The organism is Caballeronia sp. SEWSISQ10-4 2 (genome assembly GCF_030464885.1).
In the GTDB taxonomy this organism is placed as follows: domain Bacteria; phylum Pseudomonadota; class Gammaproteobacteria; order Burkholderiales; family Burkholderiaceae; genus Caballeronia.
In genome coordinates this window covers 1-25,982 of record NZ_JALPRJ010000098.1, presented here as the reverse complement: position 1 = coordinate 25,982, position 25,982 = coordinate 1, and the positions used below count along the sequence as shown (strand labels likewise).

The 25,982-nt window shown below is 62.4% G+C and carries 24 protein-coding genes and 1 riboswitch; of the genes, 16 read left to right on the top strand and 8 right to left on the bottom strand.

The genetic code is table 11. The features are described from left to right. Positions 1-100: 100 nt before the first annotated feature. The 3 genes from M0D69_RS38140 to M0D69_RS38130 form a co-directional block, all read right to left on the bottom strand. Entirely contained in the window at positions 101-691 is a 591-nt protein-coding gene (locus M0D69_RS38140) for an aspartate kinase (protein WP_301786979.1), read from the bottom strand. 69 nt (positions 692-760) lie between these two features. Next, positions 761-1,864, bottom strand: coding sequence for a hydantoinase/oxoprolinase family protein (locus M0D69_RS38135; protein WP_301786978.1), 1,104 nt, complete (start codon positions 1,862-1,864; stop codon positions 761-763). Continuing rightward, a complete protein-coding gene (locus tag M0D69_RS38130; RefSeq protein ID WP_301786977.1) occupies positions 1,861-2,916 on the bottom strand; it encodes an ATP-grasp domain-containing protein in 1,056 nt (351 codons plus the stop codon). Before M0D69_RS38130 ends, M0D69_RS38135 begins: the two co-directional genes overlap by 4 nt. An 11-nt stretch (positions 2,917-2,927) precedes the next feature. Between M0D69_RS38130 and M0D69_RS38125 the strand changes: the two genes are divergently transcribed. The 11 genes from M0D69_RS38125 to M0D69_RS38075 all read left to right on the top strand — a co-directional run bounded on the left by M0D69_RS38125 (position 2,928) and on the right by M0D69_RS38075 (position 13,338). Further along, a complete protein-coding gene (locus tag M0D69_RS38125; RefSeq protein ID WP_301786976.1) occupies positions 2,928-3,692 on the top strand; it encodes a HisA/HisF-related TIM barrel protein in 765 nt (254 codons plus the stop codon). Between the two features lie 291 nt (positions 3,693-3,983). Beyond that, positions 3,984-5,357: a formylmethanofuran dehydrogenase gene (locus M0D69_RS38120; protein WP_301786981.1), complete on the top strand. Its 1,374-nt coding sequence runs from the start codon at positions 3,984-3,986 to the stop codon at positions 5,355-5,357. Further along, positions 5,354-7,045 (top strand): formylmethanofuran dehydrogenase subunit A, encoded by a 1,692-nt coding sequence (locus M0D69_RS38115; protein ID WP_301786975.1) that lies wholly within the window; start codon positions 5,354-5,356, stop codon positions 7,043-7,045. The genes M0D69_RS38120 and M0D69_RS38115 overlap by 4 nt, the downstream gene beginning before the upstream one ends. A 5-nt stretch (positions 7,046-7,050) precedes the next feature. Beyond that, positions 7,051-7,992 carry a formylmethanofuran--tetrahydromethanopterin N-formyltransferase gene (fhcD, locus tag M0D69_RS38110; RefSeq protein ID WP_301786980.1) on the top strand — a complete coding sequence of 314 codons (942 nt, stop codon included), beginning with the start codon at positions 7,051-7,053 and terminating at the stop codon, positions 7,990-7,992. Beyond that, on the top strand, positions 7,989-8,807 hold the full coding sequence (locus tag M0D69_RS38105; RefSeq protein WP_301786974.1) for a formylmethanofuran dehydrogenase subunit C: 819 nt from the start codon (positions 7,989-7,991) through the stop codon (positions 8,805-8,807). Before fhcD ends, M0D69_RS38105 begins: the two co-directional genes overlap by 4 nt. Positions 8,808-8,928: 121 nt before the next feature. Beyond that, positions 8,929-9,495, top strand: a complete 567-nt coding sequence (locus M0D69_RS38100) for a cytochrome b (protein ID WP_301786973.1) — start codon at positions 8,929-8,931, stop codon at positions 9,493-9,495. Between the two features lie 49 nt (positions 9,496-9,544). Next, complete coding sequence (pqqB, locus tag M0D69_RS38095; protein WP_301786972.1) at positions 9,545-10,465, top strand: pyrroloquinoline quinone biosynthesis protein PqqB; 921 nt, start codon at positions 9,545-9,547, stop codon at positions 10,463-10,465. A gap of 29 nt (positions 10,466-10,494) precedes the next feature. Then, positions 10,495-11,214: a pyrroloquinoline-quinone synthase PqqC gene (gene pqqC, locus M0D69_RS38090; protein WP_301786971.1), complete on the top strand. Its 720-nt coding sequence runs from the start codon at positions 10,495-10,497 to the stop codon at positions 11,212-11,214. Next, positions 11,211-11,477, top strand: a complete 267-nt coding sequence (gene pqqD / locus M0D69_RS38085; protein ID WP_047847281.1) for a pyrroloquinoline quinone biosynthesis peptide chaperone PqqD — start codon at positions 11,211-11,213, stop codon at positions 11,475-11,477. The genes pqqC and pqqD overlap by 4 nt, the downstream gene beginning before the upstream one ends. After that, on the top strand, positions 11,474-12,643 hold the full coding sequence (gene pqqE / locus M0D69_RS38080) for a pyrroloquinoline quinone biosynthesis protein PqqE (protein WP_301786970.1): 1,170 nt from the start codon (positions 11,474-11,476) through the stop codon (positions 12,641-12,643). Before pqqD ends, pqqE begins: the two co-directional genes overlap by 4 nt. Further along, positions 12,640-13,338, top strand: coding sequence for a response regulator transcription factor (locus M0D69_RS38075; RefSeq protein ID WP_301786969.1), 699 nt, complete (start codon positions 12,640-12,642; stop codon positions 13,336-13,338). The genes pqqE and M0D69_RS38075 overlap by 4 nt, the downstream gene beginning before the upstream one ends. Here M0D69_RS38075 and M0D69_RS38070 read toward each other — a convergent pair. Further along, on the bottom strand, positions 13,272-14,300 hold the full coding sequence (locus M0D69_RS38070; RefSeq protein ID WP_301786968.1) for a histidine kinase: 1,029 nt from the start codon (positions 14,298-14,300) through the stop codon (positions 13,272-13,274). The two genes, M0D69_RS38075 and M0D69_RS38070, sit on opposite strands and share 67 nt — an antisense overlap. A 174-nt stretch (positions 14,301-14,474) precedes the next feature. Here M0D69_RS38070 and M0D69_RS38065 point away from each other — a divergent pair, with 174 nt between their 5' ends. Further along, positions 14,475-16,796 (top strand): TonB-dependent receptor, encoded by a 2,322-nt coding sequence (locus M0D69_RS38065; protein ID WP_301786967.1) that lies wholly within the window; start codon positions 14,475-14,477, stop codon positions 16,794-16,796. A 50-nt stretch (positions 16,797-16,846) separates the two neighbouring features. On the opposite strand, the gene M0D69_RS38060 is transcribed toward M0D69_RS38065, so the two are convergent. Both M0D69_RS38060 and M0D69_RS38055 read right to left on the bottom strand, forming a co-directional pair. After that, positions 16,847-17,935 (bottom strand): beta-propeller fold lactonase family protein, encoded by a 1,089-nt coding sequence (locus M0D69_RS38060; protein WP_301786966.1) that lies wholly within the window; start codon positions 17,933-17,935, stop codon positions 16,847-16,849. A 154-nt stretch (positions 17,936-18,089) separates the two neighbouring features. Further along, positions 18,090-18,659, bottom strand: a complete 570-nt coding sequence (locus M0D69_RS38055) for a DUF3280 domain-containing protein (RefSeq protein WP_301786965.1) — start codon at positions 18,657-18,659, stop codon at positions 18,090-18,092. Positions 18,660-19,157: 498 nt separating this feature from the next. Between M0D69_RS38055 and M0D69_RS38050 the strand changes: the two genes are divergently transcribed. Then, positions 19,158-19,481 (top strand): DUF4148 domain-containing protein, encoded by a 324-nt coding sequence (locus tag M0D69_RS38050; protein WP_301786964.1) that lies wholly within the window; start codon positions 19,158-19,160, stop codon positions 19,479-19,481. A 79-nt stretch (positions 19,482-19,560) separates the two neighbouring features. On the opposite strand, the gene mntP is transcribed toward M0D69_RS38050, so the two are convergent. Continuing rightward, positions 19,561-20,130 carry a manganese efflux pump MntP gene (mntP, locus tag M0D69_RS38045; RefSeq protein WP_301786963.1) on the bottom strand — a complete coding sequence of 190 codons (570 nt, stop codon included), beginning with the start codon at positions 20,128-20,130 and terminating at the stop codon, positions 19,561-19,563. A 19-nt stretch (positions 20,131-20,149) separates the two neighbouring features. Then, positions 20,150-20,333: riboswitch (yybP-ykoY riboswitch) on the bottom strand. 379 nt (positions 20,334-20,712) lie between these two features. On the opposite strand from mntP, the gene M0D69_RS38040 reads away from it, so the two are divergent. The 3 genes from M0D69_RS38040 to M0D69_RS38030 all read left to right on the top strand — a co-directional run bounded on the left by M0D69_RS38040 (position 20,713) and on the right by M0D69_RS38030 (position 23,576). After that, a complete protein-coding gene (locus M0D69_RS38040; RefSeq protein WP_301786962.1) occupies positions 20,713-22,212 on the top strand; it encodes a sensor domain-containing diguanylate cyclase in 1,500 nt (499 codons plus the stop codon). Positions 22,213-22,350: 138 nt separating this feature from the next. After that, positions 22,351-22,896 (top strand): transglycosylase SLT domain-containing protein, encoded by a 546-nt coding sequence (locus tag M0D69_RS38035; protein WP_367619819.1) that lies wholly within the window; start codon positions 22,351-22,353, stop codon positions 22,894-22,896. Positions 22,897-23,171: 275 nt separating this feature from the next. Then, a complete protein-coding gene (locus M0D69_RS38030) occupies positions 23,172-23,576 on the top strand; it encodes a hypothetical protein (RefSeq protein ID WP_301786960.1) in 405 nt (134 codons plus the stop codon). 64 nt (positions 23,577-23,640) lie between these two features. Here M0D69_RS38030 and M0D69_RS38025 read toward each other — a convergent pair whose 3' ends face one another. Continuing rightward, positions 23,641-25,803 carry a hybrid sensor histidine kinase/response regulator gene (locus tag M0D69_RS38025; RefSeq protein ID WP_301786959.1) on the bottom strand — a complete coding sequence of 721 codons (2,163 nt, stop codon included), beginning with the start codon at positions 25,801-25,803 and terminating at the stop codon, positions 23,641-23,643. Positions 25,804-25,982 lie beyond the last annotated feature (179 nt).

Here is a 25,982-nt window from a genome sequence, read left to right as displayed (position 1 = left end):
CCGGATGTCACAGGGTTAAACAAAAACCCGTTTACACAAAATCCGGGACACCCTCCGAGCGCCAGCAATCGCAACCAACCCCAAGTGCGAACGACACCCCCTAAACAACCGGAATGTGCAACAACCTATCCCGCATCAACCCCGCATCGCCCTTATTAAACATCTCCACAACGTAGTTAGCATCCTTCACATGCTTGACGAAGCGCGCATCGACCACCCCTTTCGACGAAAGGGCCTCAAGCGGCGTCCCCGCTTCCACCGCACACGACTTCACCACCATCAGCCGCTCGGCATTCAGCGTAGTCGACAACCACGCAGCAAGACTATCCGACGTCGTGTCCCAGTTGGTCATCTCATCAGGCGTATCGCGCATCAGGTCGGTTGGCACCCACACTGCCACACGGCCATCGCGCAACGCACGGCGAATGCGAATCTCGTTCGATGCAAGCACCAGTTCCGGCAACACTCCCTGCATCAAAATGGCGTACTGCGCCATGGCCAGCAGACACATGTTGTGAGCAGCAAGATCGCCGAATCGCCACTCGCTCTGATACTGACGAACCGTATCCGCGAAATCCCCGCCGCCCGGCACAATCACAACCCGCCCGCCGCCCACTTCCCAAAGCTGGGTAAGCCACTCGCGCAGCGACGGGTCGTGACTCAGGCTTCCCCCGATTTTCACCACCCACATGACATGTCCCTCGCTCTGATTTGACTCCGCCCACACACAACGACAACGCCACACGTCCGCGTCAACTCTTCAACTTGCTGCCGTACTGTGGAACCATGCGACAGCGGGCTCGCGTACCCCGTGCAACGACAGCAACGCCACCGCCACGCTCGGCGCGCAGGTCGCTACCCATTCCGGCAAATCCTGACTAGCGCCGGGCGCATCAACCAGCTCACCGAAGTCAATAAAACCACGCCCCTCTCGCTGCGCCAGCGCCTCGACCAAAAACCGCCCGCACCCCGCGCCCACTAGCGGCGCGCACGCAAGCGCCGGATGCGCTTCCATCACGCGCGCGAGGTTAGCCGCGAGAATTTGCATCTGCTCGCTACGCCACGTTTGCGCGAATTCCCGCCATTCATGGTCCCCGGCATCGCGGGCATCGTGACCGATCATTCGCGCGATCCGGGCGCAGCTCGCCGCTTCGGTCTTCGGTCCGTTATCGGCACTCGCATGCTGATCGTGAGCCGGCCATAATTCGCCCGTCAACCGATAGACATCCGCCGTCGTCGCGAACCATTCGTTCATCACATTGACCTGCTCGCCACGGAAAACAATGCGATGCGATACGCCGCACAACGGCGTACGCACCACGCCCTGATACACCAGCTCGCCGCTGACAAGCCGGGTCGCGTCGTTACAGCCACGCGCCACGACACGACCCGCAATGACTGGCACAATATCCGTAGTGGTGCTGCCTATATCGACGAGCAGCGCGTCGCTTACACGGCTCGCGACCCATTGCGCGGTGGCCAGCCAGTTCGCCGATGCCACGTCGCGCCAGCCATCGGCACACTCATTGGCTGCGAGCCAGCCCGCCGCTCCCGCGAAAAACCGCGTAGAGGGTCCAAGGCGCTGCTCAAGCGTATCCACGAGGACCCTGACGCCCTCCGCACGACCAGCGAACAGATCGACCATCTCACCCGTCATGGTGACCACGTGGCGCACGCCAGCCTCACGGGCAAGCGGCCAGCGCTCGAACACATGGTCGATCACCTGCTCCAGATGCCCAAGCCCTTGCCACAACGGACAGGCCCATTGCGCGATGTCGAGCAACTCGCCGGATGCCGTCACCATCGACACCTTGATATGCGCGCCGCCCACATCCCAGCCGAAGACCACCGTATCGGCCTTCATGAGCGCACTCCCAATGCGCACGCTTCGGCATTGGCGCCGCACCCGTGCTGCACGCCGTGCGCCTTGAGCAGATCGCCAGCGAGATTGCGCCCGAGCCGCGCCGACAACCCCGCATACGCCGCCGTCAGCCGCGGATTGACCTCGATCACAATCGGCCCGCGCTGCGCGTGCCACACGAGATCGATCCCGACAAAACCGCGCAAGCCATGCAGCGCCGCCACGACTCGTCGCGCCAACGCTTCGAGCGCCATCCCTTGCTCGCTCTGCCGGTCGATCTGATCGACCTGCACGCCGCTGAATTCGACCACGTGCTCCTTCTTGCCCGGCGCCGTCGTGTCAGGCAAGCCGATTAACTGCCGGTTAATGCTGACCAGTTCGACATCGTGTTCGCCGCAGACAAGCGAGAGGCTCAACGACTCGCCGTCGACCCATTCCTGCAGGATCGGATTCCGGCCAGCTGCCGCGCGTGCGTCGTATTCGGTGCAGGCGTCGTCGAAACGGTCGTAGACGAAAGTATCGAGACCGCCCGCGCCGTCGTCGGGCTTGACGACCCAGCGCGCTTGCGCATTCGTCGTGACAGCGCTCACGCCGGGTTCCACCGCGGGCGTCACCGCAATACCGTGCGCTTCGAGGCAAGCCGCCGTCGCGCTTTTGCTCGATGCAATCCTGATGGCTTCCTTCGAACATCCAAGCCAGCGCGCCGAGCCCACGGAATCGTGCAAGCGCAGCAGCAAGCCGTCACATTCGGGCGCAATGATCCACGCCCAGTCGTGCTGCCGGGCGACACGCGCGACAAAGCCGGTGATCGATTCGCCGGGCATCGCCCTGCAATGGTTGCACGCCGGATCGACAGTTTCGGAGACGGTTTCGAAGCGCGAACTGGCGAACGTCACCTGCACGCAACCGAGGTCGAGCAGGTCTTTCACCAACGCATCACGCATCGCACGGCCTTCCACGATGAGCGCGCTAAGATCGACCAAGCTGGCCTCGCCGGCCAGTGCCGGATCGATGCCGCCGCCGGTGAGATACTCGTACACGAATAACTTGGTCAAGGGTTCCTTCCATGCTGGTAATACCCGTACTCGATCTGCTCGACGGTCAGGCCGTGCGCGCCATGCGTGGCGAACGCGCGCGGTATCGGCCCATCGAGTCCCCACTGTGCGCGACCAGCGAGCCGCTAGCCGTCGCCCGTGCGTTGCTGGCCGCAACAGGCGCACGCACGCTTTACATTGCCGACCTCGGCGCGATCCTCAAGCGGGGCGATCACGCACGCCTCCTTGCTGAACTGCTCAACGGGCTCGGTGAAGCTCCCGTCGAAATCTGGCTCGATGCCGGTTACACCGATTTCCCTTCGATGCGCACGCTGTTCGATCGCATCGAAGCTATCCGTCCCGGTCCCCAACGGCCCGGCCGCGCCACGCTCGTGCCGGTCTTCGGCACCGAGACCCTTCTCAACACCGATGCACTGCGCGAAGCCAAAGCCGCCGGTTTCGCTCCCGTACTCTCACTCGATCACCGCGCGGGGTGCCTTATTACCGATCTTGCGGATCCGGTTGCCACGCGGCCAGACACCTCATGGTGGCCGTCACGCGTGATCGTGATGACGCTCGATCACGTCGGTTCCTACCAAGGTCCCGACCTCGACACCTTCGCCGCCATCCGGTCCCAAGCAGGCCATCGCGAACTTATCGGTGCTGGCGGTATCCGCCATGCTGCCGACTTATCCGCCGCGGCTGAAAGCGGCGCTGCTGCATGGCTCGTGGCGTCCGCCATCCACGACCGGCAACTCGACCGGCAACTCGATCTGCCCTCAACAGCAAAACCCTGAGCCGATCACACAATATCCATGCCAACGTACGCGCCAGCGGTTCGCCTGTAATCGTTTGGCAAGGAACCGTGACGACAGTGCCCAGCGTGTGACACTGTGTTCCAGCGGCGCACATACTGTGCTGCGCAGCGGGTGTCATCGGGCGCGATCTGCAAGCGGCTGCGGCGCGGGTATCGGCGCCGTTCCCCGATGTCTGCGTTTGCTCGCCGCATGCGCGTGGAAACGGGCTGCCGGCGCTACAAACCGGCGCCGCGCTTCAAAAACCGGCATGGACTTTGCACTAACGGCTCCATGCACCTTTCGTCCTCTCCTCCGTCGAATGCCGGCGCACCGGGCGCGTCCGTCGCGCCTTCATCGTCCCTATCCGCTGCGGCATCCCCGTCCGGCATGCGCGACTGGACCTGCCCGTTCTGCCCCCTGCTCTGCGACGACATCACGACCATCGTGCACGATGACGGCGCCCTGGATGCGCCCGATATCGATTGCCCGCGGCTCACCCACGCGCTGACGTGGTTCAGCGGGCCCGGTGCAAGCCAGCCGTCGGTCGATGGTCAGGACGCCGACCTGGAGTCGGCATTGAGCCGCGCCGCCGATATCCTGAAGAGCGCATCCCGGCCACTCTTCGGCGGTCTCGCGACCGATGTAGCGGGCATCCGTGCGCTCTATCCGCTGGCCACCGGTTGTGGCGCGATCCTCGACCATCTGCACGGCGATGCAATGGCCGCATCGACAGCCGCATTGCAGGATCGCGGCGCGTTCTTCACCACACTCTCTGAAGTACGCGCACGCGCCGATCTGCTGATCGTGTTCGATTGCCAGCCGTCCGCGCGTTATCCGCGTTTTTACGAGCGGGTGCTGGGCGGAACGGACCATGCCCGCGACCTGATCTTTGTCGGCTGCGAGGTCGATCCCGCGGCGGATATCGTTGAAAATGCCAGCACGCATTCGATCCTCAAGGACGCCGATCCGTATGACATTCTCGCGATCTGGTCCGCGCTGACGGAAGGCCGCGCCGCAGCATCGATCCGCGACGATACCGGCATGGCGAACGCGCTTGCATCGCTGGCCGAGCGCATAAGCGCGGCGCGTTATACGGCGGTCGTGTATGAACCAGCCGCGTTGCCGGAGCCACATGCAGCGTTGCTGATAGAAGCGTTGAACCGGATCGTCAAGGCCGTAAACCGGACGACGCGCGCAGGCGCGCTCGCACTCGGTGGCGACGATGGCGCGTTGAGCGTTAATCAGGCCGTCACGTGGCTATCGGGTTTTCCGCTACGCACTCGCGTGTCGATGCCCACGCGCCTCGCTCACGAGCCGCCGCTCGATCACGATCCTATGCGTTATCGGACGGTACGGCTTTTGACAGCGCGTGAAATCGATGCGCTCCTGTGGGTCGCGAGTTTTCAGCCCGAGCCGCTGCCACAAGGTCTCGCCGATAACGTCCCGGTCATCGTGCTCGGACACCCCGCGATGAGAACTTTGCTCGGCGCGCGTGGTGGATCGACGGTATTCATTCCGGTGGCGACACCCGGCGTGGACAGCGGCGGCCATATGTTTCGCATCGACGGCTCGGTGGTCGCGCCGCTGACCGCGACACGCGTCTCTGAACTTCCGACGGTCGCGGCCATAGCGACGCGATTGTCCGACGCGAGGAGCCGGCCATGAGCCTGACGCGGCTTAAGGGCGGCACTCTTTACGATCCGGCCAACGGCGTCAACGGCGAACGCCGCGATCTGTACATGCGCGACGGCCGGTTGGTCGATGCGGAACCTGGTGCTTCCATCGATCAGGACTTCGATGCCACCGGCATGATCGTCATGGCGGGGGGTATCGACCTGCATTCGCACATCGGCGGCGGCAAGACCAATCTCTCGCGCTTGCTATTGCCGGAAGATCATCGCGGCAGCGGCGCAGGCCCGGGCGAAGAATCCGCCAATCGCCGCTATCTTCAGCTGCCCTCCTGCGGTGTATGTACACCTGGCACGCTCGCCACGGGTTATCGATACGCGGAGATGGGATACACCGCCGCCTTCGAGCCCGCGATGATGCCCTCCAACGCACGCCACACGCACCTGGAAATGGGCGACACGCCGATCATCGATCACGGCGCGTACGTGATGCTCGGCAACGACGAACTGTTCCTGCAACTGCTTGCAGAACGCGACAGCTTCGAGCGTCTGCGCGATTACGTCGGCTGGACGATGCATGCAAGCAAGGCGCTCGGCGTGAAGGTGGTCAACCCCGGCGGCATTTCGGCGTTCAAGTTCAACCAGCGTTCGTTGAACGTGGACGAGCAGCATGTTCACTACGGCATCACGCCGCGCGAAGTGCTGCATGCGTTATCGCGGGCACTAACAGAATTGCGCGTGCCGCATCCACTGCACGTGCATGCAAGCAACCTGGGCGTGCCGGGCAACATCGACTCGACGATCGCGACCATGGACGCCGCCGACGGCCTGCCCATCCACCTGACCCACATCCAGTTTCATAGCTACGGCGTGGAAGGGCCGCGCAAGTTTTCATCAGGCGCGCGTACGATTGCCGACGCGGTCAATGCACGGCCGAATGTGTCTATCGATGTCGGCCAGATCATTTTCGGGCAGACCGTCACCGCTTCCGGCGACACCATGATGCAGTTCAAGAACGCACCGCTTGGGACACCAAAGAAGTGGATAGTCGGCGACATTGAATGCGACGCGGGCTGCGGAATCGTGCCGTTCCGCTACAGAGAACAGAGTTATGTGAACGCGTTGCAATGGATCATCGGACTGGAAATTTTCCTGCTGATCGACGACCCGTGGCGCGTATCGATGACCACCGATCACCCGAACGGCGGCCCGTTCACGAGTTATCCGCACCTGATCCGCTTGCTGATGGACAAGGGCTTTCGCGACGAACAAATCGCGAAGCTCAACCCCGAAGCGCAGGTAGCAAGCGCGCTACCGGAGTTGAAGCGCGAGTTCTCGCTGTACGACATCGCGATCATCACGCGCGCCGGTCCAGCCCGTTTGCTTGGCTTGAAAGATCGCGGCCATCTGGGCGCGGGCGCGGCGGCGGATATCGCGGTGTATCGCGACGAGGCGGATAAAGAACGGATGTTCACATCGCCGGCGTATGTGTTCAAGAACGGGCAACTAGTCGCCCGCGACGGCACGCTGGTTGCCACGCCGACCGGCGGCATCCACTACGTCTCGCCCGATTTCGATCACGGTATAGAGAAGACTTTGCGGGCTTATAGCGCGAAGAATCTGGTCGGCAATCCCGTGCATACGGCCATCAGCGACGATGAGATCTGTTCGTGCTGTCGAGGCGGCAGGCTCTTGCCGGTTGCCTGCCTGAGCGCCGGGACCTGAGCGCCATGCAGATCAACGACACCGTCATCGACGACACCTTCGCGGAAGCCTTTCCGATGAAAGCGACGCGGCTCGTCATCACTGCGCACACGCCGGTTTGGGCGAACCATGCGGCGATGTCGCTGACGGGCTTCGCCACGTCGGTTATCGGCTGTGGCTGCGAAGCCGGCATCGAACGGGAACTCGCGCCGCACGAAACGCCCGACGGACGGCCGGGGATCGCAGTGCTGCTGTTCGCGGTATCGACGAAGGAACTGGCGAAGCAGGTCGAGCGGCGCGTCGGGCAATGCGTGCTGACATGCCCGACCACGGCGGTCTATAGCGGCATCGACCCGACCACGAGCCGCGCGCCCCTGTCCGACAACGCCCCACTCGGCAGCAGCCTACGTTTCTTCGGCGACGGCTGGCAGATCGCCAAGATGCTCGGCGACACGCGCTACTGGCGCGTGCCCGTGATGGACGGCGAGTTCGTCGCGCAGGAAAGCGCGGTCACGGTGAAGGCTGTCGGCGGCGGCAACCTGCTGCTGCTCGCGCGGGATATGGACTCGGCCCTGCGCGTCGCCGAAAGCGCCGTGGCCGCGATGCGCCGTTTGCCGAACGTGATCATGCCGTTCCCCGGTGGAGTTGTGCGCTCCGGTTCCAAAGTGGGCTCGAAATATGCTGCAGCACCGGCATCGACGAACGACGCCTTTTGTCCGACGCTTATCGGCTTGTCGCCGAAAAGCGAACTGGACGCAGAGGTCGGCTGCGTGCTGGAAATCGTGATCGACGGGCTGACCGACAGCGACGTCGGCGCCGCGATGACCGCGGGCATGACGGCCGCCGTGGGACTCGGGCGGGCGGGCGGCGTGTTGCGGATATCGGCGGGAAACTACGGCGGGAAATTGGGCCCCTATCACTTCCATTTGCGCCAGCTTGCGGCCGGCGTGGAAGGGAGGCGCGCATGAGCACGACGACGCTGCGAGTCAGGAGCGCTCCCGGATGCCGCGTCGACGCAGCCCAACTCCTGCCGGCCGCGCTTGCGGCTCTCACTGTGGCGGAGATCGGGCGGATCGTGTTGCCGGCGGGTAACGAGACCTGCACGGCCGGCGATTTGTTCGATATATCGCGTACGGAAGGGGACGTGGCGGCACTGGTGATCGAAGGCGAAGTGCAATGGCTCGACCGCCTGGGCACGAATCTGGCGGAAGGCCGGATCGACATCCAAGGATCAGCCGGCAACCACACCGGCTTTCGTATGGCGGGAGGTGAATTGCGTGTCAGCGGCCATGCAGGAGATTTCACCGGCTGCCAGATGAGCGGCGGCCGCCTGACGGTGGACGGCAATAGCGGCGACTTCGCGGCGGGTCCGCTGCCCGGCGACATGGAAGGCATGACAGGCGGCACGCTGACCATCCGCGGCAACACCGGCGCGCGGCTCGGCGACCGCATGCGGCGCGGCCTCGTGCTGGTCGGCGGCGATGCCGGCGAATGCGCGGCGTCGCGGCTGGTGGCGGGCACGATCGGCATCGCGGGGAAACTCGGGCCGCACTACGGTTACGGCATGCGTCGCGGCACGTTGCTGCTGGCCCACGCACCTGCTCACATGCCGCCCACATTCACCGCAGGCGGACAGGGTTTCGACGTCTTCTGGTCGCTTCTGGTGCGCTCGCTCGCCACGGAAATTACACCGTTTTCGACGTTGAAAGCCAGCACGCCGCCGCGCCGGTACACAGGCGATCTGGCGGTGGACGGACGCGGAGAACTGCTGATCGTCGGATGAAAACATTCGGCGTAAGGTGAGCAATGAGGTGAGCAATGAGGCGAACAATAAGGTTAGCAAACCAGTAAGGTGCATATGCAAACACGAAAGACGCCGCAGCCAACGGAAGGAGACGACGACCATGAACATTGCGCATTCGTCCGCCGCGACGCTCGACGCGAGTGCCGGCGTGCCGCGCTATTCACGAGCGCAGATCGTCCTGCACTGGCTGATCGCGCTGGGGATCATCGCGATGCTCGGCATCGGTCTCTACATGGTCGGGTTGCCGAAAGGTCTCGCGTTCAAATCAAGCCTGATCAACTTCCACAAGTCGCTTGGGATGACCGTTTTCCTGCTTGTGCTAATTCGTATCGTGGTTCGCCTGGTTGCAGGTCGGCCTCCGCTTCCCCCGATGCAAGCGTGGCAACGCGCCGCCGCGAGCATGACGCAGGGTCTTTTATACGTTGCAATGATCTTCATGCCGCTGACGGGTTACCTCGGCTCGTCGTTCAACAAGTTCGGCACACACTTCTGGGGCATTCCGCTGCCGATGTGGGGCTGGGACGACCCCGGCTTGCGCAAGATTCTCTTCGCGTTGCACACGGTCAGCGCGTGGGTATTGATCGCACTGATCGTGCTGCATGTGGCGGGCGCGCTCAAACATCAGTTGATAGACCGAGACCGCCTGATGGAGAGGATGCTGCCATGACTTTGATTGCCGGACTTTCGAGGGAGGGACGCTTCAGGCGTCACGCCGCATGAAGATCAAGGTACTTGGTTCATCCGCGGGCGGCGGCTTTCCGCAATGGAATTGCAACTGCCGGAATTGCGACGGCGTGCGCAACGGCACGCTGAACGCACAGCGGCGTACGCAGTCGTCGATTGTGGTCAGCGCGAACGGCGAGGACTGGCTGCTGGTCAATGCGTCGCCCGACTTGCTTGCGCAGATCGCGGCCCATCCCGAACTTCAACCGGCGCGGCGCGCGCGCGACAGCGGTATCGCAGCCGTGGTGACCATGGACGCGCAGATCGATCACGTGACCGGCTTGCTGATGCTGCGTGAACGCGATACCCCGTTGCCGCTCTACGTCACCGACGCCGTCCTGCAGGACCTGAGCACCGGCTTGCCCGTTGTATCGATACTCGCGCATTACTGCGGCGTCGAACGACACGCGATCCCACTCGATGGATCGTCGTTCACCGTTCCCACGTTGCCGGGTATTCGCATTGAAGCGCTGCCGCTGTCGAGCAAAGCGCCGCCCTACTCGCCGCATCGCGAAGCGCCTCAACGCGGCGACAACATCGGGCTGACGTTCATCGACGAGCATTCGGGCAAGCGTGCGTTCTACGCGCCCGGTCTCGGCATTTTAGAACCGCACGTACTCGAAGCGATGAACGGCGCCGACCTGTTGCTGGTCGACGGCACGCTCTGGACGCCGGACGAAATGATCGAACTGGGGCTGTCTAAAAAGACCGCCGCCGATATGGGCCATCTCGCACAAACCGGCACGGGCGGCATGATCGAAGTGCTCGATTCGATCAAACGTGCGGGCGTGCGCAAGGTCCTCATTCATATCAACAACACGAATCCAATCCTGATCGAAGACGGTCCCGAGCGCCGGCTGCTCGCTGAACACGGCATTGAAGTCGCCTTCGATGGTTTGGCTTTCGAACTTTAAGCGTTGCTAGCGCTTCGCAGGAGAATCACTTGAACGGCCCCACTCCGACTACTACCGAACATGCTGCCGCCTGGACCCGCGAGGAGTTCGAAGCCCAGCTTCGCGCGAAAGGCACCGCGTATCACATTCATCATCCGTTCAACGTGAAGATGAACGAGGGCGGCTGTTCGCGCGAGCAGATCCGCGGCTGGGTCGCGAACCGGTTCTATTACCAGATCAACATTCCGCTGAAAGATGCGGCGGTGATGTCGAATTGCCCGGATCGCGAGACGCGCAGACGCTGGGTGCTGCGCATCCTCGATCACGACGGGTATGGCAACGACGAAGGCGGCATCGAAATCTGGGCGCGCTTAGGCGATGCGGTTGGTCTCACGCGCGACGAACTCTGGTCGCTGAAGCATGTAACGCCGGGCGTGAGATTCGCCGTCGATGCCTACGTCAACTTCGCGCGCCGTGCGCCTTGGCAGGAGGCAGTGTGCTCATCGCTGACGGAGATCTTTGCGCCGCAGATTCATAAGGATCGACTGGCGACGTGGCCATCGTGTTACCCGTGGATCAAAGCTGATGGCCTCACGTATTTCCGCTCGCGTATCTCGCTCGCACAACGCGATGTCGAGCACGGCTTGCAAGTCACGCTCGATTACTTCAAGACCCGCGAGCAGCAGGAACGCGCGCTCGAGATCCTGCAGTTCAAGCTCGACATTTTATGGTCGATGCTCGATGCCATCGAAAAGGCCTTCCCGCAATGACGTCGCCTATGCTCAAGCTCAAGGGAATCTTCCGGCTGCAATGGGAACCGGCGCAGGAAGCGCATGTGCTGCTGTATCCCGAAGGCATGGTCAAGCTGAATCAAAGCGCGGGGGAAATACTCAAGCGCTGCGACGGCACGCGCGATGTCGACACGTTGATCGCGGACTTGCAACAGGCTTTTAATGCGCAGGGCATCGGCGATGAAGTCCGCTTGTTTGTCGCCGAAGCCGAGCGGCGTGGATGGCTGGAGAAGGCATCATGAGCGATATCGCGCCGCCGCTGTGGCTGCTGGCCGAGCTGACGTACAGATGCCCGTTGCATTGCGCGTTTTGCTACAACCCGGTGAACTACACCGACCATAGCAGCGAATTGTCCACCGACGAATGGATCAAGGTGCTCCATGAAGCCCGTGCGCTCGGTGCAGCGCAGCTTGGTTTTTCGGGTGGCGAGCCGCTCTTGCGCGACGATCTGGAAGTGCTCGTACGTGAAGGACGCCAGCTCGGTTTTTATACGAACCTGATCACGTCGGGCATCGGTTTGACCGACAAGCGCCTCGATGCATTGAAAGACGCCGGGCTCGATCATATCCAGTTGTCGTTCCAGGACTCGACGCAGGAACTCAACGATTTCCTGAGCAGCACACGCACCTTCGACCTGAAGAATCGCGTGGCGAAATCGATCAAGGCACACGAATTTCCGATGGTGCTCAACTGCGTGCTGCATCGATACAACCTGCCGCATGTGGACAAGATCATCGACATGGCGCTCGCCATGGGCGCCGAATATCTCGAACTCGCAAACACGCAGTACTACGGCTGGGCGCATACCAATCGCGCGCAACTCATGCCGACCGCGGAGCAATTGAAGGAAGCCGAGGCGGTGGTGGAGCGGTATCGGCAAGAGATTGGCGATCGCTGCAAGATCTACTTCGTCGTGCCGGACTACTTCGAAAACCGGCCTAAACGCTGCATGAACGGCTGGGGCTCGGTGTTCCTCGGTATCGCACCGGACGGCGCCGCGCTGCCCTGCCACACGGCTCGCTCGCTGCCCGGCCTGACCTTCCCGAACGTCAGGCAACACTCGATCCGCGAGATCTGGTACGACAGCGACGCGTTCAACCGCTTTCGCGGTTTCGGCTGGATGAAGGAACCGTGCCGCAGTTGCGAGGAAAAAACCATCGATGCAGGCGGATGCCGCTGCCAGGCGTATCTGCTGACGGGCGACCCGGCCAACGCCGATCCAGTCTGCGATAAATCGCCCCACCACGAAACTGTAATCAATGTGGTGCGCAAGGCGGCCATCGAACGCGAGCCGGACGAACATCCGATCATGTTTCGCAACGACAGTAATTCACGTCGGCTGGCGGCGTCGCGCGACGGCCGCCCCGAACATCACAGCGTCGCCGATCTCGCGGGAGTTCGTAAATGACCACTGCCGATATAAGTGTCCTTCTGGTCGACGACCACGCCGTGGTGCGCGAAGGTTACCGGCGTCTGCTCGAACTCAGCCCCGATGTCCGGGTGGCCGGCGAAGCCGCCGACGCCGCTCAGGCCTATCAACGCTTCTGCGCGCTGCGTCCCGATGTCGTCGTGATGGATCTGGCGCTGCCGGGCGCAAGCGGCATTGAAGCAATGCGTCGAATGCTTGCCCGTGAACCGGACGCCCATGTGCTGATCTTCAGCGTGCACGAGGAAACAATATTCGTACGGCGTGCACTCGATGCCGGCGCGCGCGGTTACGTGACCAAGGCAAGCGCGCCCGACGTCCTGGTGGAAGCGGTCCGCGCAGTAGCGCGGCGAGCGCGTTATCTGAGCGCGGACATTTCTCAGGCGCTTGCCTTGCGGACTGCCTTCCAGGAAGGGCCGCCGGGACGCCAATTGTCCGCTCGGGAATTTGAAGTGCTGCGTCTGCTGGTGCAGGGCTACACGCTGCCGAGCATCGCGGAAAGGCTGGGCTTGAGTCAAAAGACCGTGGCCAACCATCAATCGGTGATCCGTCAAAAGTTCGGCGCGGACAACGGTGTGCAGCTTGCGCAAATGGCGAACCGCCTGGGCCTTCATTTCACCGATTTCGCCAACTCCGCGGGTTCACTCGGTTCGTTCGGCTCGGGCAATCCGGCCTGAACCGGCACACGCGCGCAAAACAGAAAACCGCTGCCCGGCTGGCTGGCGATGTGGAACTCTCCGCCGATCGCCTCGACACGCTCGCGCATACCGATCAGCCCCAGTCCCGCGCGCGGTTTTGTCAGATCGACGCCGGGACCGTCGTCGGTCATGGTCACGACAATTTCATCGCGTGTTGCCCGTGCATCATCCGCAGTCCGAACCAGATAGATTTCGACCCGCGATGTGCGCGCAAACTTCGAAACGTTGGTCAGCCCTTCCTGCGCCAGCCGATAAAGCGTGATGTTCAGCACGTCTGCCAGATTGGCAAAGTCGCCTTCCACCGTCAGCGTGAACGATGCCTGCGGCAAGCGCTCACGCCAGCTTTCCACGCAATGTTCCAGCGCGCTCGGCAGACCGAACTCGTCGAGGCCGATGGGCCGCAGGCGCCGGATCATGCCGCCTATCTGCCGGTACACCGTGCTTGCGCTCTGCATGACCGCAAGCGACAGGCGATGGACTTCCGGTTCGCCCTCAGTCGACAGATCGCGGATACGTCCCGCGTCCAGAGCGATGGCGTTCAGATACTGGCCGAGTTCGTCGTGCAACTCACGTGCGAGATGACGGCGCTCATTTTCCTGCGCCCCGATGCTTTCGCTTGCAAGACGCCGGTTGTCAGCGAGGAGCCGCTCGGCCTTCTCTTCAAGCGCGCGGCGATGCAGCAATTCCCGTTGCGACTCGCGATAACGCCGCCATGCAAACCATGCAAGACCGGTAGCCAGCACAACCAGCGTGGGGGGAAATTCGTCTAGCTGGAACCGTTCAAAGCGGCGCGTAAGCGAATACGTCAGCTCGCCCACATCGAAGCGCATGCAGAGCCCGGTGGCGAGCACGGTCAGAGCCAGCACGCAGGCGAGGTCGCGCCGCACGGTCGAGCGTGGTGCGGGCGCTTCTGCGGAAGAGGTTGGGGAATCGGATCGCATGGCGCTCTCATTCTACTCAGCACGCGTGCTCGCGTCGCCTGTGGATCATGCGGGTTGGGAGGACTTCCCCCTGTAATCGGGAAGTCCTCCCGGCTGCACCGGACGCATCTTGTGGGACGCTTTCAGTATGGCAACAAACTTATACCGATAACGACAAACCGGCAGGAGACAATCATGAGCCAGGCGCCACACCAACGTTCTCGCAAGCATCCGTTAGCGCCGCAGCTGGCGCTGCGCTTGTGCTTCGGCAGCGCGCTTGCCGGCCTGAGCGCCACGACCTGGGCACAGGAGGCGGCCACTCCGCCAGCACCAGCATCGGACGCCAGATTGATCCAGCTCGCGCCGATCGTGGTAGTGGGCACCACACCGCTGCTCGGCATCGGCACCCCGCTCGAGAAGGTGCCGGCCAATGTCCAGACCATCAAGGGCAGCGCCATCGAACAGCAGCATTCGGCCGTCCTCACCGACTACTTCGAAAGAAACGTGGGTAGTGTCAATATCAACGAGGCCCAGGGCAATCCGTCCCAGACCGACATCAACTATCGCGGCTTCACGGCGTCGCCTCTGCTTGGCACGCCGCAGGGTTTGTCGGCGTTCCTCGACGGTGTGCGCATCAACGAGCCGTTTGGCGACGTGGTGAACTGGGACCTGATTCCGCAAGCCGCAATCAGCACGATCCAGGTGATCCCCGGTTCCAACCCCACCTTCGGGCTCAACACGCTGGGCGGCGCCATCGCTGTCACAACGAAAAACGGCCGCAGCAATCCGGGCGGCGAGGCGGAAGTTTCGGCTGGCTCTTGGGGCCGCAAGACGGCCCAGATCCAGCAAGGAGGCGTGATCGGCCAGAACCTGGATTATTACTTCACCGCGAACCCGACCAACGACAACGGCTGGGCCGATCACAACTCCAGCCGTCTGCGGCAGGCCTTCGGCAAGCTGCGCTACACCGATGCGGACACCACGATTTCGCTCTCCATGGGAGGCGCAGACAATACCTTGCAAGGCTCGCAGACCATCCCGCGCTCCTTCCTCGATAACTACAAGCAAGCCTATACATTCCCGGACCAGAACCAAAATCAGGTCGGCTATCTCACGCTCTCAGGCGAGCATTATTTCAGCCCTAACCTGGAAATCAGCGGCAACGTGTATTACCGGCACTATCGCAACGTGAACACCAGCAGCAACACGAACAACGACTTCGGCGTGACAGACGCCAACGGCAACATCGACACGGTGCAGGCGACCAACCTGCAGTCCGTGATCGTCACCGACAGCTACGGCGCCAGCCTGCAGATGACGCTGCTCAACAAGCTGATGGGGCTGGAAAATCAGTTCGTCGCGGGCATGGCGGGTGACTTCGCCAACTCGCATTTCACGCAAGCTTCGCAAGACGCGCAATTCACCGATTCACGCGCGACCATCGGCATAGGTCCCTTCGAATCGCAGACCGATGCAAAGACACGCAACGCCAATTACGGCGTGTATTTCGAGGACACCTTGTCGCTCACGCAGCAATGGTCGATGACGCTCGCGGGGCGTTATAACTGGTCCAAGTCCGTGATCGGCGATGAAAGCGGCGTGCAGCCTCTGCTCGACGGCAACCATACCTTCTCGCGCTTCAATCCGGCGGTTGGGGTCAACTGGAACCCGACCTCCACCTTCACCGCCTACGCCACTTACAACGAAGGCATGCGTTCGCCAACCGCCATTGAACTCGCCTGTGCCGACCCGGCGGCGCCCTGTTCCTTGCCGAACGATTTCATTGCGGACCCGGCGTTACAACCGGTGATCTCGAAGACCTTCGAGATCGGTGCGCGGGGCCAGCTCGGGCACGCAACATCATGGAGCGCGGCCATCTACAGGACGACGCTCGACAACGACATCCAGTTTGTCAGCAGCAACGGCGCAGCCAGTACGCTTGGGTTCTTCCAGAACGTGGGTAAGACCCGCAGGCAGGGAGTCGAGCTGGCCGGACGCACGCAGTTCGGGCCGCTAGGTGTTGCCGCGAGCTACAGCTATGTGGATGCGACGTATCAGTCGACCTGGACCGAAAGCAGTTCCAGCAACTCCAGCGCCGATGCCAACGGCAACATCACGGTCAAGTCGGGCGATCGCATTCCGGGCATTCCACAGAACACGATCAAGTTGCGGCTCGACTATGCGGCCACGCCAAAGTGGAATGTGGGGACCAACCTGACGTATCGCGGCAGTATTTTTGCTCGTGGCGACGAGAACAATCAGGATGTGAACGGTACGGTGGCCGGGTATTTCCTGATCGACCTCGATACGACCTACAACATCACGAAGCAGTTGCAGGTGTTCGCTAGCATTACGAATCTGCTCAACAAGCGTTATGCGAGTTTTGCGATTCTTGGCGAGAATGATTTCAACGGCGCGAACCATACGTTCGACGGCGCCAATCCGGTCAACGAACAGTTTCTTGGCATTGGGGCGCCGCGCGGAGCATGGGTGGGATTGAGGTACGCGTGGAAGTAGGTTTTCGTTCGCACCGGTCGAAGATCCCCGATGCGAACGAAACCTGAACCTTAGTCAATAGACCCCGCGCTACGCGGATACGTCACGATGCCCCACGCCAGCGGCAGCCCTTCGATCTGCTTGACCGGCTGATAACTATTGGCATCGAACACATACACCGCATTCGAACGGCCGCATGCCAGCATCACCTTCGACCCGTCGGGCGTGAAACTGAAGTGCCAGCAGCGCTGGCCCACCGGCACGTCGGCGATATGATCGAAGGTCTTTGCATCGAATACCTGCAACGTCTTGCCGCGCGCCGCCGCAACCATCAAGCGCTTGCCGGCAGGGTCGAAGGCGACACCGTAGGGACCAAGCTGTGTATCGACAGTCTTGAGCACCTTGAAGCTGCGCGCATCCAGCACGGCGAACTTGTTGGTGTTTTCCAGGGTGACGACATATTGCTTGCCGTCCGGCGAACGCTTGATGCCTCGCGGACGCGATCCGTGATCCAGCTTGAGGGTTCGCAGCGGCGCCCCCGTGCCGACGCGATACACCGAGACAGTGTCGTCGCCCTCGTTGGTCACCAGCAATTCCTTGCCATCGGCCGAGAACTCAACGCCCTCCGTCTCGTGCCCGCTCTTCACCGAACGGATCACCCGCAAACTCTTCAGGTCGACAATCGCGATTTCGGCCGGGGGCGAATTTTCGTCGTCATCGCCCTTCGCCGCTCCCGGAGGGCCGCCTTTGGCCGCGCCCAATGCTCCCGGCGCACCCGGAGGAGGGCCACCGTCCTCGCCCGGCTCGTAAGTCACATAAGCGTAGCCGCCATACACCCGGACAAACTCCGGATTCTTGCCGATCTTCACGCGCCGCAGAACCTTGCCGGTCGCCGTATCGACTTCGGACAGGTCACCCGGTTTCTTGTTGGCCAGCAACAGCCGCTTGCCGTCGGCGGTCAGGCTCAAGCCGCGCGGACCGTCGTCGCCGAATGAAAACGTCTTCGTGAGCGTCATCTGATCAAGATCGATCACACCGACGCCCGCCGTCTCGCTCGTCACGTAAGCCGTTGGCGCCGCCTGCGCCGGACTCGCGGCCAGCGTCGTAACCGTCACCACCAATGCGAGCGCCAACTGCGCCGTCGCTTTTTTCACATGCATGGTCGTCTCCGCCTATTGTTCTTTGCAAGGTTCGCCGGATGTCTTTGGACATCGCAGATCCAAAGGCCAACTTAGCCCATCATGCCGTGGCTTGACAATGGATGAGGGCGGGAAAATCTCCCGAAAGCGCACCGGCCATCCTCATGGCACCGGCTCAGCGGGTGGCGTCCGGGTCATCGGCAAGACGATCGACCAGCGCCTTGACACCTCGCTGCCACGACAAATCCGTGTTGCCGCGAATGTCCACCGAACGCTGGAACACGGCCTGGCCCAATGCAACATCCTCCACGCGCAGATTGATATTGATGATCAGGTTGCTCACTTTTTGCACCCAGCACACTCCGACCCGCTCTACGCCCAGCTTGCGGCCGACTTGCAGTTCGCAGCCGTTGCAAGCTTTCATGTCCTGTGTCGATGCGAGCTGCGCGATCATGCCGCTCGCCGGTCCGTTGTCCGCGACACGATAGAGCTGCCGGTCGCGCAACTGCGCGCGCAGATCGTCGCTGATCATGCCGATGCGAGCTTGCTGGATGCGATTGGTATCAGCGTCGTTGTAGGCGGCGTTATCGTCGATCAACGTGCAGTTCATGACCGCGATCGACCTTGGCACAGCGACTGCAAACGCTGTCTGCGAAGCAGCGGCCAGCAGGCACAACGCAACACCGCAAACCCCCGACAAACGCCGTCCGCCTTCATGAACCAAATACCCTCGCACTTGCAACATGATCAACGACCTCCGTAGGGAATCGCTCCCGGTTGTGACACTCCACAGATGCAAGGACCACGCCCGGACCGGGGTTCGATACGGAGAATTTTCGATCTGCATTTTACATTGCGAGACCTAAGCAAACCTTAAGGATCTGTCGCCAAAACGCGTTGGATGATTCATGCGGTAAGCGCTTCGACGGCTTAAGGTGCACCTAAGCTTCCGCGTGAGACTATTCATTCACGCTTCATCGCCATGGTCAGTTGTCTGGACGTTCGCGTAGGTATGACATGAATGCGTGCGCTATAGGCCAATGAATGACCATGTGCCGTGAATCATATGACGTTCACGCGCTTGTGAGCTCATGCCGTGCCGCTTGATATTTGCTTCATTGGTGGGCTTTAGCGAGGGTGTCTATCGAAGCGCCGTTTTTACAAGCGAACTACATCGCTTAAAACGGTCGGCGCTCTCCGCCAATCATTTCGTAACCCTTATTAATTTTCAAGGACCTTCATCATGAAAAAATCACTCGTTTCAGCACTCTTCCTCGCTTCCGCGCTGGCCACACCGGTCTTCGCGTTTGCGCAATCGAACAGCAGCCCCGTCACCCGCGCCGAGGTCAAGGCAGAACTCGTGCAACTGGAGAAGGCGGGCTACAACCCGGCATCGGATCGTAATCACTATCCGGATGCACTGAACGCCGCCGAAGCCCGCGTCGATGCAACTCAAGGCGTCGCGACAAGCGCCTACGGTCCGTCAACGAGCGGCGCGTCCGCCTCAGGCGTACACGCACCGCTGCAAACGCAGATCACCGGACGCTCGCTCTATTCGAACCATTGAACGAATGCAACCGCGCAAGGCGCTTCACGCTGACAAGCGGGAGCGCCTTGCCGCCGGGTGCAAGCCGCATCCCGCTACCTCAACTCATATACCCAAGATGCCCAGCCAGAATCACTGACCCGATTACAACGAGAATCAACCCGCCTGCAATCTCCGCACGCTGCCCGACGGCCTTGCCCAAGAAGCGCCCGACCATCACGCCCAAGGTCACCATGATCAGCGTCGCGAGGCCGATGATCGCAGCTGTCGACAAGATATTCACGTCGATGAAAGCGAGTCCCACACCCACCGCCATCGCGTCGATACTCGTCGCGAATCCAGTAACCGCCAGCAGCCAGAACCCGTGGCTGTGGGGCTTTTCGACGTCAGGCGTAGGCGTGCTCAGACCCGAGCGGATCATGCGCGTGCCGAGCACGAGCAGCAGGCTGAACGCGATCCAGTGATCCCAGGAGGTGACATAGGGTGCAGCGGCCTTGCCGAGCGCCCAGCCGACCAGCGGCGTGATCGCTTCAATGACACCAAAGATCAGGCCGGTACGAAGCGCCTCGCGAATCCGCGGACGATGCAGCGTCGCGCCCTTGCCGACAGCAGCGGCGAAGGCGTCCGTCGACATGGCGAAGGCGAGCAGCAGAGTAGAAGCAATATTCATGGGGATGTCGTTGTGGCATTCGGGTCGGGCGAGAACATGCGATGCACCGGCGAGCCCGACCGGTCTCCCCGACACATCGATGGTCTTGCCAACCAAAAGCCAAAAAGCAAAGTGGTTGCTCATGCCACGGTTCGATCGAACCAAGCGTGTTGACATGAGCGCCTCCAGAAAATGGAAGCCGGCTACTCCCCAAGGACGGGGCGAGACTACCATGTTCGAAATGAATTTGTAAGCTTCCCACGGCAGAGTGCAGGGTCACTTCCGCCGTCGCGGGTACAGGCATTGCGTACCCGGGACGTCTCCGCCGGCCGGCGCAGCAGATTGCAAGGTTCGAGCCGATACAATGCGGCCAGCGAGCCAGAGTGGCGAGCCTTCGATCAAACACTGCCGCGCGATGCCAAAACTGAGACTCCTGCCGCTGCCCGACACGCTCCCTGACAGTGCGCGCCGATCGCCGCGTCATCAGTCTTGCCATTGCCCGAGCCGTCACCGCCTCGTGAGCCGCACGCGATGAACCCCGCCTCGCCCCCTGCCACGGGTTTGAGGAAACGCCGCTTCCGGCCGCGCTGGACGGCGGTCGGCATGGCCAGCACGCTCTCCCGCCATCCGCTGCTCGCGGGCGTGGCCGGTACCGTGGTCGCGGTGCTGATGGCGAGCTTGTCGATTGTCACGTTGTATCAGGGACGCGAGGGAGCGCTCGAGCACGCGCACGAAACGTCGGCGAATCTCGTCGCGATCATCAGCTCCGACATCGCCCGCAACATCGAAATCTACGATCTCTCGCTGAAGGCAATGGTCGATGGCGCGCAGAATCCGGCCCTCACGGGGCTGTCACCCACCCTGCGCCGCCAGATCCTGTTCGATCGCGCGACCTCCGCGGCCTATATCAGCGGCGCCTACGTGCTGGATGCCCGCGGCAACATCACGGCGGCCGGTCAGGACTCGCCGCTCCCGCCCAGCTCGTTCGCCGACCGCGACTATTTCCACGCCCAGCAGCGCAGCCCGTCGACCGGCCTGTTCGTCTCGCCTCCGTTCGCGTCGCGCGTGCGCGGCGGCGCCCTGACGATCGGCATGAGCCGGCGCGTGAACGCACCTGACGGCTCGTTCGCCGGCATTGCGCTGCTGGCAATAAACACCGCCTATTTCAGCTCGCTGCTGAACACGCTCAACGCGGGCAGCAAAGGCTCGATCTTCATCGTCCACGAGGATGGCTTGATGATCGCCCGCAAGCCTTTTCGCGAGGACGTGGTCGGGCACAGCGTCGCCGGCTCATCCACGTTCTCGGGCATGACGCATGCCATGTCGGGATCGTACGCGGCGGTTTCTCCCGTCGACGGCGTGCGGCGCCTCTACACCTTCGCCCGCGTGCCGGGGACGCCGTTCATCGCGGGCGTGGCGCCGGCGGAAGACGACGTACTGGCGCCGTGGCGCGAACGCAGCCTGATTGTCGGCGCGCTGACGCTGTTATCGGGGCTGAGTTTCATCGCGGTGTCGTGGCTGCTTGCGCTGTCGCTGCGCGAGCGCGCCCGTGCGCAGGAGGAGCTTGTCCGGCTGGCCGGCACGGACGCACTCACGGGCCTGCCGAACCGGCGCGCGTTCGACGAACGCATGGACGACGAATGGCGCCGGGCGCGCCGTGCCGGTACACCGCTGTCGGTGTTGTTCATCGACGTGGATTACTTCAAGGCCTACAACGATACCTACGGCCACGCCCTCGGCGACGACGCGCTCGCGATCGTCGCGCACAGCATTGCCACGGCGGTGCGCCGTCCGGGCGATGTCCCCGCGCGCTACGGCGGCGAAGAGTTCGTCGTGCTGCTGCCCGATACGCCTCTGGAAGGCGCGCTGCATATCGCCGAAGCAATCCGTCAGCGCGTGGAAGCCTGCGAAATCGCCCACGGGGCCAGCGTGCACGGGACGGTCACCGTCAGCATAGGCTGCGCAACCGCGTCGCCGCCGGGCCTGAGCGGCGCGTACGGCCTGCTCGGCGCCGCCGATCAGCAACTCTACAAAGCCAAGGCCGCGGGGCGCGATTGCGTCCGGCCGCTGGCCCACGCTTCGGCCCCGGTAGCGAGCGCCTGACGGTCGCGTCCGCGAGCTGCAAAATCGCGCCTGGACCTGCCGCCTCGGGACCAAACGCATGATTTGCAAGGATTTTTCTCGTCTGTATAATGCGACCTTCCCTTCCAAGGCCACTTCCCCATGAGCAGACTCCTTTGCTTGCTGGCGCTGACGTTTGGTGCGATGCAGGGCGCGGTGGCCCAGGAACATGCCCCCGAGGCCGCGCAGCAAGACACCGCAGCCAGTGACGCCACCGCCGAAGCCACCCATCAGGTCTCCCGGCTGATCTCCGAAAAGTTCGGCGTCGCGCGGGCCAAAGCAGAGCAGATTTCAGCCGCGGTGATGTCGGCAGCATCGAAATACTCGCTTCCCCCCGCCCTCCTCCTCGCCATCATCTCCGTCGAATCCCGCTTCAAGGAAAAGGCCCGCGGCGCCAATGGCGCAACCGGGCTGATGCAGGTCGTGCCCACCGCACACAAGCAACTCGTACGCAACATCGACCTGACTGAAGCGACTGCGAACATAGAAGCCGGATCGGCGATTCTTCACGGTTATGTCCAGTCGGCTCGCGGCGACGTCGGCGCGGCGCTGAAGAGCTACGGCGGCTCGAAAGCCTACGCGGAAAAAGTCAGCTTGCGGGCCAGGACGTTGGCTCCGGAAGTCGGGCTCGACGCCGGTACCAATGCCGGAACCAACGGCGACTGACCGACATCCGTTTCACCAGTTCGCTGCAATTCCCTTCTCCGTTTTTCTCCCCGCTCGTCGCGCAACGCGCCACTCACCGGCCCGTCGCGGACCGATTTTTGCTCATCGCATAGATGACGACCCGCACTTTCGCCAAGCACCAAGAAGGGAACAATGATGGGATCGCCGCATCGCGGCTAAGGCTAAGCCAGAACACGGCTAAACCGTGTCCGTCCGCTTTCGATTCCCCAACGCGTCAACAGTTGGCAACCGATCGCCTCACTGTCGAGAAATCTGTGACACGACGCCCAGTCGAAGCGGATTACGACCAGTTCGCTTTATGGAACCCGAAGCGCGCCGCCACGCCCATGGCAGCCCGGCGGGTCGTGATTGCGCACAGTGATCCGATGATCGGCGAATCGTTCGCGCTTCTGCTCGGGTTAAAGGGCTTGGCCGCGCAGCATGTGACGGACGTGGACGGATTGACGATGTTGATCGACGATTGGCATCCGCAGGCATTGATGATCGATACGCGTCTGAGGATTGGCGAGCACAGCGGTTTCGTGCGCAAACTCAGCGATAACCCCAGCCACGCCGCCATGCTGCTTCTCGCCTTGAGCAACTTTCTCCCGGAAGACCCGGTCTCGGCGTTGCAGGAGGCCGGCTACGACGGCCATTGCCGCCGTCCCTGCGCAATGTAGCGCGTTTCTGAAGTGCTCGGAGACTTTTTCGCGCCGCTTGTGCATCGGTGAGTGACTGCAAGCGTCATCCTAAAACCAGCTCCCGCAGTTCTTCGATATTGAAGGGCTTCGCGAGAATCGTCACGCCCGTGTGGCGCGCACGCTCGAATTCGTCGGCGTAGCCGGTCATCAGCGCGATGCGCTGCGTGGGCCACGCGCCGCGCACTTTCTCCGCCAGATCGATGCCGTTGAGCCGCCCAGGCATCTGGATATCCGATAACACCAGGTCAAAGCGGCTGCCTTCGCTGAGCACGTCGAAGGCTTTGTCGGCGGTAAGCTCGTGACGCACGTCGCAGCCGAAAGTGGCGAGCACCGCCGCCACGCCCGCCGCGACTTCCTCGTTGTCCTCCACCAGCAGGATCGAACCGGGATTCAGCCGCGTCGGCTGGATCGTAGCCGTCGTGCCAGCCGTGTGCGCCGAGATGTTCGCCGGCGCGGCGGCTGGGCCGTGGTATCGCGGCAAATAAAGCCGCACGGTCGTGCCGCGTCCCGGCACGCTGTCAAGGCGCGCCGTGCCGCCCGTCTGCTCGCACGCCGCCAATACTTGCGCCAGACCGAGGCCCGTGCCTGAACCGCTTAGCTTGGTCGTGAACAGCGGCTCGAATGCGCGCCGTGCCGTGGTTTCATTCATGCCCTCGCCGCTATCGGTGAAGGCGAGCAGCGCATATTCACCGTCGGGCAGGACGTTGTCCGCCGTCACGCGAACGTTCTGGCAGCGAATCACGAAACGGCCGCCATGCGGCATTGCATCGCGGGCATTCACGGCAATGTTGATGATCGCGAACTCGAGTTCCGTGGCATCCGCGCGCACCTGCCACATGTCGGGTGACACCTGCACCTTCACCTGGACCTTCTCGCCGGCCGCCGTTTCGATCAGCCCGGCCGCGGCAGGCAGCCAGACGGCGAGATCGATGGGTTCCTGCTTGAGCGGTTGCTTGCGTGCCACGCTGAGCAGGCGCCGGGCGAGCGCTTCAGCGCCTGCTGTCGCACGCTCGACCGCCAGCACTTCCCTTTCCAGGCCGTTGAAATTCTTGCGCCGCGCGAGCTCCATATTTGCGGACACCACCATCAGCAGGTTATTGAAGTCATGCGCCACGTTCGCGACCAGATTGCCGAGCGCGCCCATGCGCCGCAACTGCCGGCTGGACGCTTCGGCCGAGAGCCGCATCGCGACTTCCGCTTGCCAGCGCTCCCATGCGGCTTGTTGCGCCTGCAACTGGCGCAGCGAAAACAGCACGAGCAGCCAGACCGCGATGCATGGCGCTGCCGTGATCACCGCGATCAGCGTGTAGTGCTGCCGCCATTCAGAGAGGATGTCGCCAGTCGGGATGCCGCTGGCCACATAGAGCGGATAGTCACCCACGCGCCGAAACGCCAGCAATCGCTCCACGCCGTCGATGCTCGACCGGATCCGCGCGCGCCCGAACAATTCGTTGTTGCGCATGGCCTCGGTGAACGCCGTGTCGTGGGCGTGGGTGATACCGCTACGGTTTGGCGGTTCGCGCACAAGAATGCCGCCGTCGCGCCGGAACAGGCCGACGCTCATGCCCGGTTCGCCATTGGTCAGATCGCGATAGAAACCTGCGAAATAATCGCGTTTGAGCGCAATCGACACAACGCCTGCAAAACGACCGTCGTTCAGGCTGCGGCCGACGCTGGTTGTGAATACATCGATTTGCTGGACACTGCCGAAGAACGGCAGTGAAAAATACTGATCGGGGCGGATGGCGCGGGCGGAGGCGAAGTCGTCGCGATTGGCGATTGAAACGGCGGGCACCGGGAAGTAGCGGTTGCTCGCGAGCATCTCGCCGGACACGCCGAAGATCGTGATGCTGGCCACTTGCGCGAACGATTCGCCGATCACGCTCAGGCGGTCGTGGATTGCTTTCTGATTCGCACGGATGTGGTCGTCGTCGCTATCGGCGAGCATTTCCACGATGCGCGTCGAGATTTCACGGTTGAGGTCGAGCACCTTGACGGCTTGTTCGTCGGCGACGCGGGCCACACGATCGGCGATGTCGTCGGCGTCGGTCATGCGACGCTGGTAGTCGTAATAACCGTAGCCGAGCAGGAACACGACCGGAAATATGATCGATGCCGCCAGCACGATCAGCAGGATTCGCCGGGTCGCGGCGAAATTGCGCAACGGCAATGGCAGGTCGAGTGCAGCGGAATCCGAAGAGTGCAAGGCGTGCAAAGCTCCGAGGGGGTTTCGTTCGCACTCAGGGGTGGGGCCGGGTGCTGGGTTGGGGTTGTTCGGGGTTGTTCGGGGCTAGCGGTCGAGGTCAATGCCGGGTTGCTGCTTTCTGCGTCCGTGGCCGGTTTATCTTAGCTGTTCTCTTTATCACTATTAGCCACTGTGCGTGG

What these genes read in the sequence shown, in the direction of transcription:
- M0D69_RS38125 (WP_301786976.1), top strand. Translation starts at nt 2,928, where the DNA reads ATGCTGGTAATACCCGTACTCGATCTGCTCGACGGTCAGGCCGTGCGC.
- fhcD (WP_301786980.1), top strand. Translation starts at nt 7,051, where the DNA reads ATGCAGATCAACGACACCGTCATCGACGACACCTTCGCGGAAGCCTTT.
- M0D69_RS38055 (WP_301786965.1), bottom strand. Translation starts at nt 18,659, where the DNA reads ATGTTGCAAGTGCGAGGGTATTTGGTTCATGAAGGCGGACGGCGTTTG.
- M0D69_RS38040 (WP_301786962.1), top strand. Translation starts at nt 20,713, where the DNA reads ATGGCCAGCACGCTCTCCCGCCATCCGCTGCTCGCGGGCGTGGCCGGT.
- M0D69_RS38060 (WP_301786966.1), bottom strand. Translation starts at nt 17,935, where the DNA reads ATGCATGTGAAAAAAGCGACGGCGCAGTTGGCGCTCGCATTGGTGGTG.
- M0D69_RS38140 (WP_301786979.1), bottom strand. Translation starts at nt 691, where the DNA reads ATGTGGGTGGTGAAAATCGGGGGAAGCCTGAGTCACGACCCGTCGCTG.
- M0D69_RS38100 (WP_301786973.1), top strand. Translation starts at nt 8,929, where the DNA reads ATGAACATTGCGCATTCGTCCGCCGCGACGCTCGACGCGAGTGCCGGC.
- M0D69_RS38050 (WP_301786964.1), top strand. Translation starts at nt 19,158, where the DNA reads ATGAAAAAATCACTCGTTTCAGCACTCTTCCTCGCTTCCGCGCTGGCC.
- M0D69_RS38135 (WP_301786978.1), bottom strand. Translation starts at nt 1,864, where the DNA reads ATGAAGGCCGATACGGTGGTCTTCGGCTGGGATGTGGGCGGCGCGCAT.
- M0D69_RS38115 (WP_301786975.1), top strand. Translation starts at nt 5,354, where the DNA reads ATGAGCCTGACGCGGCTTAAGGGCGGCACTCTTTACGATCCGGCCAAC.
- pqqB (WP_301786972.1), top strand. Translation starts at nt 9,545, where the DNA reads ATGAAGATCAAGGTACTTGGTTCATCCGCGGGCGGCGGCTTTCCGCAA.
- M0D69_RS38070 (WP_301786968.1), bottom strand. Translation starts at nt 14,300, where the DNA reads ATGCGATCCGATTCCCCAACCTCTTCCGCAGAAGCGCCCGCACCACGC.
- mntP (WP_301786963.1), bottom strand. Translation starts at nt 20,130, where the DNA reads ATGAATATTGCTTCTACTCTGCTGCTCGCCTTCGCCATGTCGACGGAC.
- M0D69_RS38105 (WP_301786974.1), top strand. Translation starts at nt 7,989, where the DNA reads ATGAGCACGACGACGCTGCGAGTCAGGAGCGCTCCCGGATGCCGCGTC.
- pqqD (WP_047847281.1), top strand. Translation starts at nt 11,211, where the DNA reads ATGACGTCGCCTATGCTCAAGCTCAAGGGAATCTTCCGGCTGCAATGG.
- M0D69_RS38075 (WP_301786969.1), top strand. Translation starts at nt 12,640, where the DNA reads ATGACCACTGCCGATATAAGTGTCCTTCTGGTCGACGACCACGCCGTG.
- pqqE (WP_301786970.1), top strand. Translation starts at nt 11,474, where the DNA reads ATGAGCGATATCGCGCCGCCGCTGTGGCTGCTGGCCGAGCTGACGTAC.
- M0D69_RS38120 (WP_301786981.1), top strand. Translation starts at nt 3,984, where the DNA reads ATGCACCTTTCGTCCTCTCCTCCGTCGAATGCCGGCGCACCGGGCGCG.
- M0D69_RS38065 (WP_301786967.1), top strand. Translation starts at nt 14,475, where the DNA reads ATGAGCCAGGCGCCACACCAACGTTCTCGCAAGCATCCGTTAGCGCCG.